The 13,591-nt window shown below is 65.2% G+C and carries 13 protein-coding genes; 3 read left to right on the forward strand and 10 right to left on the reverse strand.

All coding sequences use genetic code 11. The annotated features are described in order from the left end of the window. Nucleotides 1-174 precede the first annotated feature (174 nt). The gene (locus tag FBY30_RS02120; protein ID WP_142130983.1) at nt 175-1,191 is read left to right on the forward strand and encodes a sugar phosphate isomerase/epimerase family protein; all 1,017 of its coding nucleotides are present in this window, start codon (nt 175-177) and stop codon (nt 1,189-1,191) included. A 174-nt stretch (nt 1,192-1,365) separates the two neighbouring features. Here the strand turns inward: FBY30_RS02120 and FBY30_RS02125 are convergent, their stop codons facing one another. The 9 genes from FBY30_RS02125 to FBY30_RS02165 form a co-directional block, all read right to left on the reverse strand. Continuing rightward, nucleotides 1,366-2,796, reverse strand: a complete 1,431-nt coding sequence (locus FBY30_RS02125) for a sugar porter family MFS transporter (protein ID WP_142130985.1) — start codon at nt 2,794-2,796, stop codon at nt 1,366-1,368. After that, complete coding sequence (locus FBY30_RS02130) at nt 2,793-3,668, reverse strand: sugar phosphate isomerase/epimerase family protein (protein ID WP_142130986.1); 876 nt, start codon at nt 3,666-3,668, stop codon at nt 2,793-2,795. Before FBY30_RS02130 ends, FBY30_RS02125 begins: the two co-directional genes overlap by 4 nt. Nucleotides 3,669-3,742: 74 nt before the next feature. Continuing rightward, nucleotides 3,743-4,756, reverse strand: coding sequence for a Gfo/Idh/MocA family protein (locus tag FBY30_RS02135; protein WP_142130987.1), 1,014 nt, complete (start codon nt 4,754-4,756; stop codon nt 3,743-3,745). A gap of 44 nt (nt 4,757-4,800) precedes the next feature. Next, nucleotides 4,801-5,712, reverse strand: coding sequence for a sugar phosphate isomerase/epimerase family protein (locus FBY30_RS02140; protein ID WP_142130988.1), 912 nt, complete (start codon nt 5,710-5,712; stop codon nt 4,801-4,803). A gap of 14 nt (nt 5,713-5,726) precedes the next feature. After that, nucleotides 5,727-7,241: a CoA-acylating methylmalonate-semialdehyde dehydrogenase gene (locus FBY30_RS02145; RefSeq protein ID WP_142130991.1), complete on the reverse strand. Its 1,515-nt coding sequence runs from the start codon at nt 7,239-7,241 to the stop codon at nt 5,727-5,729. A 42-nt stretch (nt 7,242-7,283) separates the two neighbouring features. Continuing rightward, nucleotides 7,284-9,269, reverse strand: coding sequence for a 3D-(3,5/4)-trihydroxycyclohexane-1,2-dione acylhydrolase (decyclizing) (iolD, locus tag FBY30_RS02150; RefSeq protein ID WP_200830619.1), 1,986 nt, complete (start codon nt 9,267-9,269; stop codon nt 7,284-7,286). Nucleotides 9,270-9,271: 2 nt separating this feature from the next. Beyond that, nucleotides 9,272-10,210, reverse strand: a complete 939-nt coding sequence (locus FBY30_RS02155) for a Cgl0159 family (beta/alpha)8-fold protein (RefSeq protein WP_142130994.1) — start codon at nt 10,208-10,210, stop codon at nt 9,272-9,274. Next, nucleotides 10,207-11,217: a 5-dehydro-2-deoxygluconokinase gene (gene iolC, locus FBY30_RS02160; protein WP_142130996.1), complete on the reverse strand. Its 1,011-nt coding sequence runs from the start codon at nt 11,215-11,217 to the stop codon at nt 10,207-10,209. Before iolC ends, FBY30_RS02155 begins: the two co-directional genes overlap by 4 nt. Nucleotides 11,218-11,404: 187 nt before the next feature. Then, the gene (locus tag FBY30_RS02165; protein WP_142130998.1) at nt 11,405-11,809 is read right to left on the reverse strand and encodes a tautomerase family protein; all 405 of its coding nucleotides are present in this window, start codon (nt 11,807-11,809) and stop codon (nt 11,405-11,407) included. 155 nt (nt 11,810-11,964) lie between these two features. Here FBY30_RS02165 and FBY30_RS02170 point away from each other — a divergent pair, with 155 nt between their 5' ends. Together FBY30_RS02170 and FBY30_RS02175 are read left to right on the forward strand one after the other, a co-directional pair. Further along, nucleotides 11,965-12,321: an ArsR/SmtB family transcription factor gene (locus FBY30_RS02170; RefSeq protein WP_142130999.1), complete on the forward strand. Its 357-nt coding sequence runs from the start codon at nt 11,965-11,967 to the stop codon at nt 12,319-12,321. Then, nucleotides 12,321-12,803: an SRPBCC family protein gene (locus tag FBY30_RS02175; RefSeq protein ID WP_142131002.1), complete on the forward strand. Its 483-nt coding sequence runs from the start codon at nt 12,321-12,323 to the stop codon at nt 12,801-12,803. Before FBY30_RS02170 ends, FBY30_RS02175 begins: the two co-directional genes overlap by 1 nt. Here FBY30_RS02175 and FBY30_RS02180 read toward each other — a convergent pair. Next, a complete protein-coding gene (locus tag FBY30_RS02180; protein WP_142131003.1) occupies nt 12,761-13,567 on the reverse strand; it encodes a triose-phosphate isomerase family protein in 807 nt (268 codons plus the stop codon). The genes FBY30_RS02175 and FBY30_RS02180 overlap by 43 nt on opposite strands. Between the last annotated feature and the right edge of the window lie 24 nt (nt 13,568-13,591).

The raw sequence follows: 13,591 nt of genomic DNA on the forward strand, positions 1-13,591 counted from the left end.
CCGCCTGGGCGATTGGCTGAACCACTGCTTCAGCCATCCCTTATGCGACCATCCAGGCGCAAACGCATAGCCCTATTGACAGGACATACGCACATACCTACTCTTTGAGTAGTTCCGATTAGAGCGCTCTAAAGCAGGCGGAGTCGGCGCTAAACAACAGAAGAAGGTATTGGCATGAAACTCGGCGTCTACAACGCGATCCTCCACGACCGTCCCCTCCCTGAAGCCTTGAAGGTTATTGCGGATCTGGGGTTGACGGGCATCGAGATCAACACGGGTGGCTTCCTGCCGCCCGTGCACGTTCCAAACATGGATCAGATCCTCGAAAGCGACGCAGCCCGGGACGACTTCCTTGCGATTTTCGAGGGCACCGGGGTGTCGATCGCCGGCCTGAACTGCAACGGCAATCCGCTGCACCCCAGGCCCGAAATTGGCGGCAAGCATGCCGAGGACATCCGCCGCTCCATCCGTTTGGCCCAGCGCCTTGGCCAGGACCGGGTGATCACCATGTCAGGCCTCCCGGGCGGCGAACCAGGTGCAGCCGTGGTGAACTGGGTGGTCAACGCTTGGAACTCAGCAGCCCTTGACGTACTGGATTATCAGTGGGAAATTGCGGCAAAGTTTTGGCGGGAAACGGACCGCCTTGCGGCAGACAACGGGGTGAAAGTGGCCCTGGAACTCCATCCCCAAAACATTGTGTTCAACACCGCCGACGTCCGTAAACTCATCGAACTCACCGGCGCCACCCACGTTGGGGTCGAATTGGACGCTTCGCACCTGTTCTGGCAACAAATGGACCCGGTGGCCGTGGTGCGCGAACTCGGGCCCCTCGTCTTCCAGGCCGCGGCCAAAGACGTCCGGATCAACGCCGGCAACGCGGCCCTGTACGGCGTACTGGACAACAGCTTCCGCCGCCTTTCCCCGGATGAAAACCGCACCAACCTCGGCGGCGACGAATGGGTGAATGAATGGCCCAAGGACTCCGCTTGGGATTTCGTGGCTCTGGGGCGCGGCCATGACACTGCGTACTGGACCGAGTTCCTGCGCGCACTGCACGACGTGGATCCCAACATGCTGGTCAACATCGAGCACGAGGACGTCTCCCTTGGACGGATCGAGGGGCTTAAGGTTGCCGCGAAGGTCCTGAAGGACGCTGACGCGGCCCTGGCGGCGTCCTTGAACCCTGCCTGACCATCTCGGCACCAACAGCAGGAGGGGCTGCGCGTTTGCGCCGCCCCTCCGCATGTTTAACCGGACAACGCCACAACGAAACTGACCCGGAAACGAGCCACGCCCCCTGAGCGATGCTCAAGGGGGCGTGGGGGTGGTGGCGCTGGCGTGGTTATGGCTTAGCTGGCCGGACCGTCAGTGAACTGCGGCCCCGGCCGCTTGGGGCTTGCTGCCTGCCACGTTCTTGAAGTAATGCTCCAGGTCCTCAAGGCTCTTGTCCTTGGTCTCGGGCACATACTTGGCGGCGAAAGCGATAGCGCCCACGCCCAGGACGGCGAATACAAAAAACGTGTTGGAGATGCCGATGGCGGCCAGCAGTTGCGGAAATCCGAACCCGATCAGGAAGTTCACGATCCACAGCAGGAACGCCGAAGCGCCCATGCCCAGGCCACGGATCTTCAACGGGAAGATTTCCGAGAGCATCAGCCAGGTTACCGGGGAGATGGCACCCTGCTGGAACGCCAGGAACGTCACGGTGAGCGCCAGGATGACGAAGCCCCGGGCTGTGCCTTCCGGCAGGATCAGTGAGAAGAGGCCGATCAGCAGCAGCGCCGTCGTCGTGCCTGCCTGGCCGGTGATCAGCATCCGGCGCCCGCCCACCTTGCCCAGCAGCCAGATGCCCACGAAGGTGGCCAGGACCGAGATCACACCGTTGGCGATGTTGGCCGTCAACGCCGCTTCGCGGCCGAACCCCGACTGCGACAGGATCTGGGTGCCGTAATACATGATCGAGTTCACGCCGGTGATCTGCTGGATCACCGCCAGGCCGAGGCCCACCACGAAGATCCGGCGGAGCCACGGAATGCCCAGGTCCTTCCAGGAACCCATCTTGGATTTGTAGTCCTCCACGGCCATGGCCTTGACTTCTTCAAACTCCCTGCGGGCCTCCTCCTGCGACCGGATCCGCTGCAGCACGCTGAGCGTCTCCCCGAAGCTGCCGATGGAGGCCAGCCAACGGGGGCTCTCGGGCATGAAGTTCATGCCGATCCACAGCGCGATGGCAGGAAGCGTGGCGATAACCAGCATCCAGCGCCAGATGCCATGCGACTCACCGAAGGAGTTGCCCAGGTAGGCGTTGAAGATGAACGCCAGCAGCTGGCCGGTGACGATCATGAGCTCGTTCTGTGTGACGATCCGGCCGCGGCGGTTGCTCGGCGAAACTTCCGCCAGGTACACGGGCACTGTCACCGATGCTCCGCCTACGGCCAGTCCCAGGATGAACCGGGCCGCGATCATCACTTCGGTGCTGGGCGAGAACGTGCAGCCCAGCGTGCCCAGCAGGAAGATGACGGCCAGCACCATGATCATCCGGCGCCTGCCATTGCGGTCGGCCAGGCGTCCGCCGAACAGGGCGCCGAAGGCTGCACCGAACAGCAGGGACGAGGTGACCAGGCCTTCGGTCAGCGGCGTCAGGCCCAAGTCCTCCTGCATGTACGGAAGGGCACCGTTGATCACACCCGTGTCGTAGCCGAACAGCAGGCCACCGAAAGTGGAGATGATGGTGACGGTCCGCAGTGCCCGCTTGTGGTTGCCGGGTTTTGCCCCGGTATGCGCGTGAGAACTCATAGGCTTACCTTTTGGACGTACTGCTTCATGGTCTCCAGCTGGTAGCGGGACACCTCGTCGGCGTTCTCGTCCTCCGCGAAAACACTGGAGACCATCACCGTGTCGTCGCGGTCCAGGAAGCCGATTTCCTTCAGGCCGCCGAAAAACTCGTCCCAGTTGACGTCCCCGTCGCCGATTTTCAGGTGCTGGTGGACGCGGACCGGGTTGCCCGGCGGGTTGGTGATGTAGCGCAGCCCGTGGGAGGCGTGGTGGTTCATGGTGTCGGCCACGTGGACCAGCCGCAGCTTGTCCCCCGCCGCCCGCATGATGTCCAACGGGGAGTTCTTCATATGGAAGCTGTGCGAGGCCACGTAGACCATGCCCACATTCTTCGAGTTCACACCCCGGATCACGCGGATGGCGGCAAGGCCCTCCTCCACGAAGTCATCCGGGTGTGGGTCAATCAGCAGATCAATTCCCTCGCGCTCAATAATGGGCAAAAGTTCCTCCATGGAACGGTAGAACGCCCGCTCGGACTCCTCCGCCTTCTCAGGACGGCCGCTGAACTCGGTGTTCATGGTGCTGACGCCCAGGTCCACGGTGATCTGGATGGCGCGCTTCCAGTAGCGGACAGCCGCCTCGCGGGCGTCCTCGTCCGGCCCCGACCAGCGGAGCACCGGCAGCACGGAGGCGATCTCGATTCCGGCGTCCCTGCAGGCCTTCTTCAGCTGGCCCACCAGTTCGTCGTCTGCCTTGGGGTGGTTGAAGAACGGGATGAAGTCCGCGTGCGGGGTCATCTGCATGTACTTGTAGCCGAGGTCCGCCACCACCTTGGGGAACTCAAGCAGGCTGTGCGAGTGGTGGAAAGGGGTGGGATCAAGGGCGATTTTCACGTAAACACTCCATTGTGGCTCAAAAGATACGGAGACACGAAAGGGGACGGATGGGCTCCGTCCCCTTTCCGGTCCTACTTGTAGAGGTCGGGCTTTGCGTTCAGCTTCACGGCGACCTTTTCGCCGTTCTTCTGCGCTTCGACGCCTGCTTCGCAGCACGCAGCGGTGGCGTACCCGTCCCAGGCGGAGGGGCCGCCGATCCCGCCCTTAAGTGCAGCGTCCACCCACGACTGGATTTCGACGTCGTACGCCGCCCCGAAGCGCTCCTCGAACCCTGGAGTGACGTTGCCACCCCAGCGGCCCGAGCTCCGGGTGTAGGGGCCCTTGTCGCCGCCGATGCTGACGATGCCGTCCTCGAAGGAGGCCTGGGTGGCCACCTCGTAGCCAAACTTGGCGTTGACGTAGATTTCGACGTCGGCCAGGACGCCGGACTCGGTCTCGAGCAGGACGTGCTGGGGATCGTGCTGGCCGGAGGGAGCGTTCCTCGTGGCCTTGCCCAGGCGCACCTGCACGCTGGTGATTTCCTCGCCGGTGAAGTACCGGATGGCATCGAACTCGTGGACCACTGAGTCGTTGATGAGCATCTCGTTGGTGAAGCCCGCGGGGGTGCTCGGGTTGCGGTGCTGGTGGTGCAGCATCAGCAGCTCGCCCAGTTCGTGGTTGCGGATGATCGAGCCCAAGGTGGCGTATTCGGCGTCGAATCGGCGCATGAAGCCTACCTGGATGCGCTTGTGGCCCAGTGCCACCTCGGCTTCGACGATTTTCCAGGAGGATTCGGCGTCGGGCGTGAGGGGCTTTTCGCAGAGGATCGGGATGTCCCGGGCGAGGGCCTTCAGCAGGATGTCCTCGTGCAGGAAGCCGGGGGTGGCGATGAGGACGGCGTTGACGTCGCCGTTGTCGAGGGCCTCTTCGGCGTCGGCGAGGGCCACGGCGCCCGGGATGCCTTCAATGGCGGCCTGGGCGCGGGCGAGGTCTACGTCGACGACGGCGGCAACTTCGGCTCCATGGATCCGCTTGTTGAGGCGCTGGATGTGGTCGGCGCCCATGCGGCCTGCGCCGATGACGGCGACGCGGAGAGTTTCAGTCATTGTTCTGGTCCTTTTGGTGTCTGTGGCGGGGTCTGTGCTGTCTGTCAGTTGACAGTGGTGCGGGAGCCGCAGGACAGCAGGTAGTTGCGGGTGCGCTTGGCAATCGGCATGGGAACGTCGAAGGCCACCGGGTACATGTCCTGCTCGACGATGCCGAAGATGGGACGGTTGAGAGCTTCCACAGCTTCGATGACCGCGCGCAGGTCCGGCAGGCCGTTGGGCGGTTCGGTCATGACGCCGGCCAGGTTGGCAGCTGCCCAGGTCATGTTTTCCTCGTTGACCTTCTTGAGGATTTCCGGGTTGATCTGCTTCAGGTGCAGGTAGCCGATCCGGTCCGGGTAGTTCTTGATCAGGTCCAGGCTGGAGGCGCCGCAGTATTCGGCATGCCCGGTGTCCAGGCAGAGGTTCAGGTACTGCGGGTCCGTGGCGCCCAGCAGCGTTTCGATTTCCGCCTGCGCGCCGACGTGGGAGTCGGCGTGGGAGTGAAACTGCTGCTTCAGGCCGAAGTCCTCCAGGAGGGTCTTGCCCAGGCGGTTGTGGCCGGCGAACAGGTCATCCCAGGCCTTTTCGCTGAGGGTGCCGCTTTCCACGGCCTCGCCGGTAACGTCGTCGCGCCACATGGCGGGGATGACCACGATGTGCTCGCCGCCCATGGCAGCGGTAAGCTCCGCCACCTTGCGGGCCGGCTCCCATGCGGTTTCCCACTGGTCCAGGCCGCGGTGGAAGGCGGTGAACACGGTGCCGGCGGAGATCTGCAGGTCGCGCTGTTTGAGTTCCTCTGCGAGGCGGGCCGGGTCGGTGGGCAGGTAGCCGTAAGGTCCCAGCTCGATCCACTTGTAGCCGGATTCGGCCACCTCGTCGAGGAAGCGTTCCCACGGAGTTTGCTTGGGATCCTCCGCGAACCAGACGCCCCAGGAGTCCGGCGCCGTGCCGATGATCAGCTTGTTCTCAGTCATGACTGCGGTGCCTTTCAGTTGGAGGGGAAGTTGTAGGAGGCGCCGGAGGCGTGGTGGGTTTCGGGCCAGCGGGAGGTGACCACCTTGCCGCGGGTGTAGAAGCTTACGCCTTCGGGTCCGTAGATGTGCTTGTCGCCGAAGAGGGAGGCTTTCCAGCCGCCGAAGGAGTGGTAGGCCACAGGGACGGGCAGGGGCACGTTGATGCCAATCATGCCCACGGTCACCGAACGCTGGAACTTGCGGGCTGCGGCTCCCGAGGAGGTGAAGATGGCGGTGCCGTTGCCGTAGGGGTTGGCGTTGATGAGCTTGATGCCGTCTTCGAGGGTGTCCACGCGGACCACCACCAGGACCGGTCCGAAGATTTCCTCCTTGTAGGCGGTCATTTCGGTCTTCACGTGGTCGATCACGGTGGGGCCGACCCAGAACCCGTTCTCATGGCCCGGGACCACCAGGTCGCGGCCGTCAACGACCATGGCGGCGCCGGCGGTTTCGGCTTCCGTGACGATCTTGACGATGCGTTCCTTGGAGGCGGGGGTGATGACCGGGCCCATTTCGGCGTCGGGTTCGGTGCCGTTGTTGACCTTGACGGCTTCGGCGCGTTCCTGGACCTTGGCGACCAGGGCATCGGCGGCGTCTCCGACGGCGACGGCGACGGAGATGGCCATGCAGCGTTCCCCGGCGGAGCCGAACGCGGCGGCGGCGAGGTGGTCGGCGGCGTTGTCCAGGTCGGCGTCGGGCAGGATGATCGCGTGGTTCTTCGCCCCGCCCAGGGCCTGGACGCGCTTGCCGTGCTTGGTGGCGGTTTCGTGGACGTACTGGGCGATCGGGGTGGAACCGACAAAACTGATGCCGTCCACGTCCGGGTGGGTCAGCAGCCCGTCAACGGTTTCCTTGTCGCCGTGCAGGACCTGGAACACACCGTCCGGCAGGCCAGCCTCCTTCCACAGCTTGGCCAACAGCAGCGACGCGGAGGGGTCGCGCTCGGAGGGCTTCAGGATGAATGCGTTGCCGGTGGCGATGGCCATTGGGGCCATCCACAGCGGCACCATGACGGGGAAGTTGAACGGCGTGATGCCGGCAACCACACCGAGCGGCTCGCGGAAGGAGAACACATCGATGCCGGTGGAGACCTGGTCCGAGTAGTCACCCTTGAGCAGGGTGGGGATGCCGCAGGCGTACTCCACGACCTCGAGGCCGCGGCCGATTTCGCCCTTGGCGTCGGAGAGGACCTTGCCGTGCTCGGCGGTGACCAGCTGGGCGAGTTCGTCAACGTGCGCGGCGACAAGTTCGCGGAACTTGAACAGCACGGCGGTGCGCTTGGCCAGGGAGATGTCACCCCAGGCGTCGGCGGCCTTGCGGGCGGCGGCGACGGCGGTGTCCAGGTCGGCGCGGTTGGCCAGGCGGAGCTCGCCGGACACGGCACCGGTGGCCGGGTTGTACACCGGGGTGGTGCGGTCACCCTCGCCGGCAGTTTCGGCGCCGTCGATGAAGTGGTTGATGACGGTGGTCTCAGTAGTGGTGGCAGTCATGGGACTCTTCCTTGAGTGGGTGGGTCTTGGAGGGAGCGGAAGTCAGCCGAGCAGTTTGCGCTGGCGTGACTTGTGGTCCACGTAGGTCTGGAAGGCCTGCTTGGTGGATTCCAGTTCGGAGACCTGGGAGACGGGAACGTCCCACCAGGATTCGGAGGACGGTGCGTCCAGCAGCGGATCGGATTCGACGTGGATCAGGATCGGCCCGGACCCTTCCGGGGCGGCCTTGGCGTCGCGGATGGCCTGTTCGAGTTCGGCGATGACCTTCTCGCCGGGTTCGATGCGGATGACCTTTACGCCCAGGGACTCGGCGTTCAGGGCCAGGTCCACGGGCAGGGTTTCGCCCTCGTCGAAGCTGTGCTGCTCCTCGTTCAGCGCACGGTACTGGGTGCCGAACCGCTGCGAGCCAAGGGATTCGGACAACGAGCCGATGGAGGCGTAGCCGTGGTTCTGGATCAGGACCACGATCAGCTTGATGCGTTCGGCGACCGCGGTGACCAGTTCGGTGTGCATCATCAGGTAGGAGCCGTCCCCCACCATCACCACGACGTCCCGCACCTGGGCAGCTTCCCCACCAATGGCGCCTGCCGCCGTCGTGCTTGCCGCTTCGGCGATCGCCGCGCGCTTGACGCCCAGGCCGCCGGGGATTTCGTAGCCCATGCAGGAGTAGGCGTACTCCACGTGGTAGCCGAACGGGTCCCTGACCCGCCACATCTTGTGCAGGTCACCGGGTAGCGAACCCGCCGCGCAGATGACGACGTCACGGGCGTCCATGGCCCGGTTGGCGGCGCCGATGATTTCGTTCTGCGCCGGCAGCGGGGTGAACCTCGTGTCGAACGCCTCGTCCACCGTGGCGTTCCAGCGCTGCTTCTCCGCCTCGACGCGTCGCGACAGGTCGGCGCCCACGCGGTAGCCGCCCAGGGCTGCGTTGAGCTTGACCAGGGCCTTGCGGGCGTCGGCGACGATCGGCAGCGTGGTGCCGTGCTTGTACGCGTCGATCGGGGCGACGTTGATGTTCACGAACTGCACGTCCGGGTTCTGGAACGCGGTCCGGGACGCGGTGGTGAAGTCCTCGTAGCGGGTGCCGATGCCGATGATCAGGTCCGCTTCGGCAGCGATGGCGTTGGCCGCCGTCGTGCCCGTGGAGCCAATGGCACCGAGCGAATACTTGTGGTCCCAGGGCAGGACGCCGACGCCGGCCTGCGTGTTGCCCACGGGAATGCCGGTCAGCTCGGCGAGCCTGGCGAGTTCGTCGTTGGCGTAGGCGTAGAGGACGCCGCCGCCGGCGATGATCAGCGGACGCTTCGCTGCCTTAATGGCTGCGGCGGCGCGGGCGATGTCGTCGTCGTCGGCGTCGGGGCGGCGGATGCGCCACTCCCGCTCGGCCAGGAACTCCTCCGGGACATCGAAGGCCTCGGCCTGGACGTCCTGCGGCAGCGAAATGGTGACAGCGCCGGTCTCGGCCGGGTCGGTCAGGACCCGCAGGCCGTGATGGAACGCGGAGAACAGCTGCTCCGGGCGGTTCACGCGATCGAAGAACTTGGACAGCGGCCGGAACGCGTCATTGACGGTGATGTCGTACGCGTACGGCTGCTCCAGCTGCTGCAGGACAGGGTCCGCGGCGCGGGTCGCGAACGTGTCACTGGGCAGCAGCAGCACCGGCAGGCGGTTGGTCGTCGCAAGCGCCGCACCCGTCAGCAGGTTGGACGAGCCCGGGCCAATCGAGGTGCTGACCGCGTAGGTCTGCCGACGGCGGGTGTGCCGGGCATACCCGACGGCCTGGTGGACCTGGGCCTGCTCGTTCCGGCCCTGGTAGTACGGCATCAGGGTGGGATCCTGCTGCTGGTACTGCTTCAGCGCCTGGCCTACACCGGCCACGTTGCCGTGCCCAAAAATACCGAACGTGCCCGGGATCAGCCGCTCACGGTACTCGACGCCATTGACTGAGTCCACGGTGTACTGCTGGGAAAGGTATTCGACGACGGCCTGCGCCACCGTCATTCTGCGCGTTCCTGGTGTTGTGCCCATGGCTAGTTCTCCGGGATTTCTGTGGTGTGGTGCAGAAGCGAGGCAGCCGCGGCAACGGCGCCGGCGACGTCCCCGTCAGCGGGGTAGAGCAGGGCGCGGCCCACGGTGAGGCCCTGCACGCCGGGCAGTGCCAAGGCAGCACCCCAGGTGGCAAAGACCTCGTCCTGGGACCCGTCCGGGTCACCGCCCAGCAGGACGGTGGGCATGGTGGTCGCCGCCATGACGCGTTCCATCTCCGCCACCACGGGAAGCTTCATCCAGGTGTAGGCGCTGGTGGAGCCCAGGCCCTCGGCGATGGCGATGGACTTGATCACCGCGTTGGTGGACAGGTCGTTGCGGACCCGGCCGTTCTCGCGGACCGACAGGAACGGCTCCACCATGGCGATCAGCTTCCGTTCGGCCAGGGAGTCGATGGCGCGTGCCGTGGCCTCAAGGGTGGCAACCGTATCCGGGTCGCCCAGGCAGATGCGGGTGAGCATTTTCCCGCCGTCAGCGCCCAGTTCCTTCAGGGCGGCGGCGGTGTGGCCGGTGAACCGGTCATCGAACTCGTTGACCAGCCCGGACAGCCCGCCGCGGTTCATCGAGCCGAACACCAGCTTTCCGTCCAGAGCACCCAGCAGCAGCAGGTCGTCCATGATGTCCGGGGAAGCCAGGACACCGTCCACAGCCGGGTTGGCCAGCGCGATCTGCAGCCGGTCCAGCAACTGGCGGCGGTCCGCCATGGCGACGGGGTCGTTGCCGACGGACAGGGCGCCCCGGGCCGGGTGGTCGGCGGCGACGATGAAGTTCTGCCGGCCTGCCTTCACGCCCGGGTGGCGGCGGCGTGCCTTCGCGGCGCGGGCGACGGCGTCCGGGTCCTCGAGGCGGATGGTGCTCAGGTGCTCGTAGCGGCGCGGGTCATCGTCCACGGCGTTGTCTGAGGCAAGGGGTGTGAGGGTCACAGTACTGCTCCTTCGGTGGCAAGCTGGGCGGTGCCGGGAACCGGGCGTCCGCGTTCGGCCAGCAGGGAGGTGACCTCGTCCGGCGTCGGCATGGCGTCGGCGCAGGAGAGGCGGGAGGCGACGATGGCGCCCGCGGCGTTGGCGTAATCCAGGACCTGGGCCAGGGGCCAGCCCGACAGCAGTCCGTGGCAGAAGGCGCCGCCGAAGGAGTCACCTGCCCCCAGGCCGTTGAGGGTTTCGACGGGGACGGGGGCGGAAACTACGCGCTCGGTGCGGGTCTTGGCCATCACGCCTTCAGGGCCCAGCTTGACGACGGCGATTTCGACCCCCGCAGCCAGCAGCCGGTCCGCCTGCTCATCAGGGGTGCCCTCGCCCACGGCAACCGCGCATTCCTTGTCGTTGCCGATGGCGACCGTGACGTGCGGCAGGATCTTGGCCACCTCGGCCCGGGCTTCTTCCTCGGAGGCCCAGAACATGGGCCGGTAGTCCAGGTCCAGGATGGTGAACTGCCCCTCGGCCAGCCCCGTGCGGGGGCGGGCCTCATGCGCGGCGATGTGGGCGGTCCGGGACGGCTCCTGGCACAGCCCCGTCACGGTGGACCAGAAGATCCCTGCGTCCCGGACCGCGTCCAGGTCCAGCTCCTCGGCCTTGATCTGCAGGTCAGGGGCCGTGGGGAAACGGCCGTAGAAGTACAGCGGGAACTCGTCCGTGGCCGGTTTGATGGCGCAGAACGTCACGGCCGTGGGCCAGTCTTCGACCGGAGTCACGAAGGAGTCGTCAACATTGAACTTGCGCAGTTCGCGGTGCAGGTACTCCCCGAACGGGTCGTCCCCGGTGCGGGTGATGACGCCGGTCCGGCGCCCGTGGCGGGCAGCGGCAACAGCGACGTTCGACGGCGAACCGCCCAGGTACTTGCCGAAGGAATTGACATCCTCCAGGCCAACCCCGATGTCGTTCGGGTAGATATCAACGCTGATGCGCCCGATCGTAAGAAGCTCGTGGGTCACGGGAATCGTGGACCTTTCTGGTGTGGAACTCGAGTCCTTTGAGAGGCAGGAGTTCCGGAACTGGCAGGCCGTGGTGTGGGCCACAGGCACTACTTTGCCCTAGATCGAATGTCCTGTCAAAGGTTTGTACTGACATGCTTACAACATAGGTTGCTGGCGCCCATCCCCCAATTGATGGGCGCGCCCGCTACTTCTTCGGAACGGCCAATTCGCCCGTCACGTACTGCGCTTTGCCGAAGCCGAAGGACCAGTCGCCGGCGGTATTTTCGACGTAGCCGATGAAAACGTCCTCGCCGGCAACCCCCACCGCGGCGAGCTTTTCGGCAACTGCAGCGAACAGCCTCTGCTTGGCCTCCTGGGAGCGTCCGCCCTGGGTGAAGATCTGGATCATCACCACTCCCCCCGTGCGCTCAAAGCCCAGCCCCGCGTCCTGGGCGAAGATCTGGCCCTGGGGGTGTTCGGTAAGGATATGGAAGTAGTCGCGCTCCGGAATGCCGTATTCGGCGAGGATGGCGTCGTGGATTCCGCGGCTGAGCCGCTGCAGGTCCTCGGCGGTGCGCCCTTCGTTGACGTCGATGCGTACCAGTGGCATAAAACTTCTCCCTTGTTAGTTTGTACTGACATACTAACAAAGCTGCTTTAGAAGAAACAAGGCCCCTCTTGCGCCGAGGCCGCGGCAGGCCTAGCATTAATCAACCGAAATGTTGATAAACGACTAGGTTGATTACGATTCGAGAGGCCGGCACGATGTCCGACGACATGGCTCTGGATGCGGCTTTCCTGGCCCTGGCAGACCCTGTCCGTCGCAGCATCATCGCCCGGCTGAGCAAGGGTCCGGCAACCGTCAATGAACTGGCGGACCCGTTCGAGATTTCCAAGCAGGCAGTCTCGAAGCACATCCAGGTACTCGAGCAGGCGCAACTTGTCACCCGCAGCCGGGATGCCCAACGCCGGCCCGTGCACCTGAACCCGGCACGGCTTGAGGCACTTACTGCGTGGATTGACCAGTACCGCTTGGTCCGCGAAAGTCAGTTCCGCAACCTGGATACCGTGCTGAAATCACATGCTGCAGCAGGCGGCGACCAATCCTCCAAGGAGTCATGATGAGCAATTCCCTGAAACTCAGCGTTCCTGAGGGCGTCCCCTTCATCGATTACGAGCGCGAGTTCGATTTCCCGGTGGCGGACGTGTTCCGCGCGCACAAAGAGCCGGATCTCATTGTCCAGTGGCTGGGCCCGCGGGGCATGAAGATGGACATCGACCACTACGATTTCCGCACCGGCGGGAGCTACCGGTACATCCACACCGGCCCTGACGGGGTGCCCTACGAGTTCCGGGGCATCTTCCATACGGTTCGCGAGAACGAGTTCGCCCTGCAGACCTTCGAGTTCGGCGGATACCCGGACGTGGTGAGCCTGGAGTTCATGACCTTCGAGGACCTGGGCAACGGACGCACGCGGTTGCGGGGCCACTCGGTGTACCCCAGCCAGGAGGCGCGCGATGGCATGGCGCAGTCGGGAATGGAAGGCGGCTTGAGCGAAGGCTACGAGCGGCTTGAAGAATTACTGGCGGGCGCGCGGGTCTGAGCAAGAGCGAGGGCTTCGTCCAGGACACGGCCCAGGTTGGCGGCGTCGTGGGCAAAGCGGCCCAGGAAGAGTCCGTCCGCGGCCGGCAGCTGCGGAAGCAGTCCGGGGCCGGCGCTGCCGCCGTAGATGAGGGGGCATTCCGGGCCCAGCTCGGCACGGATCTGTGCCAGGACGGCATTCACGTGCTGCGGCGGGGCAGGTTCCTGCGCGCCGATGGCCCAAACGGGCTCGTAGGCCAGGACCACGCGGCTGAGCAGGGCGGCGTCGCCATCCGTGGCGGAGCGGACCTGCTCGACGCAGAAAGCCGCGGCAGCTCCGGCGTCGAGCCTTTCCGGCTCACCGATGCAGAGCAGCGGGGTGAGGGAATGGCCGACGGCGGCACGCACCTTGCGTGCCACCGTGGCGTCATCCTCGGCGAAGAGTTTGCGGCGTTCGGCATGGCCGATCTCGACGAGTGAGACGCCGAGTTCGGCTAGCATCCCGGGGCTGACTTCTCCGGTCAACGGCCCGTCCCCCCAGGCGCAGTTTTGCGCGCCAAGCAGGATGGGCGAACCGTCCAGGATCCGGCCGGCGGATTCCAGGACCGGGAAGGACGGGATGACGAAGACCCGGACCGGCGCACTACCAGCCAGTCCAGGCCTTTCGTCCACAATGGAGCGCACCTCCGACAGCCAACGCAGGCTTGCCTGGTAGCCCAGGTACATTTTGGTGCTGACACCGATGTAGAGGGTGCCGTTGCCTGCGTTGCTGCCGGAGGTGCTCATGGATTCCTTGCGTGGGTGGTACGG

This window comes from Arthrobacter sp. SLBN-83, assembly GCF_006715285.1.
In the GTDB taxonomy this organism is placed as follows: domain Bacteria; phylum Actinomycetota; class Actinomycetes; order Actinomycetales; family Micrococcaceae; genus Arthrobacter.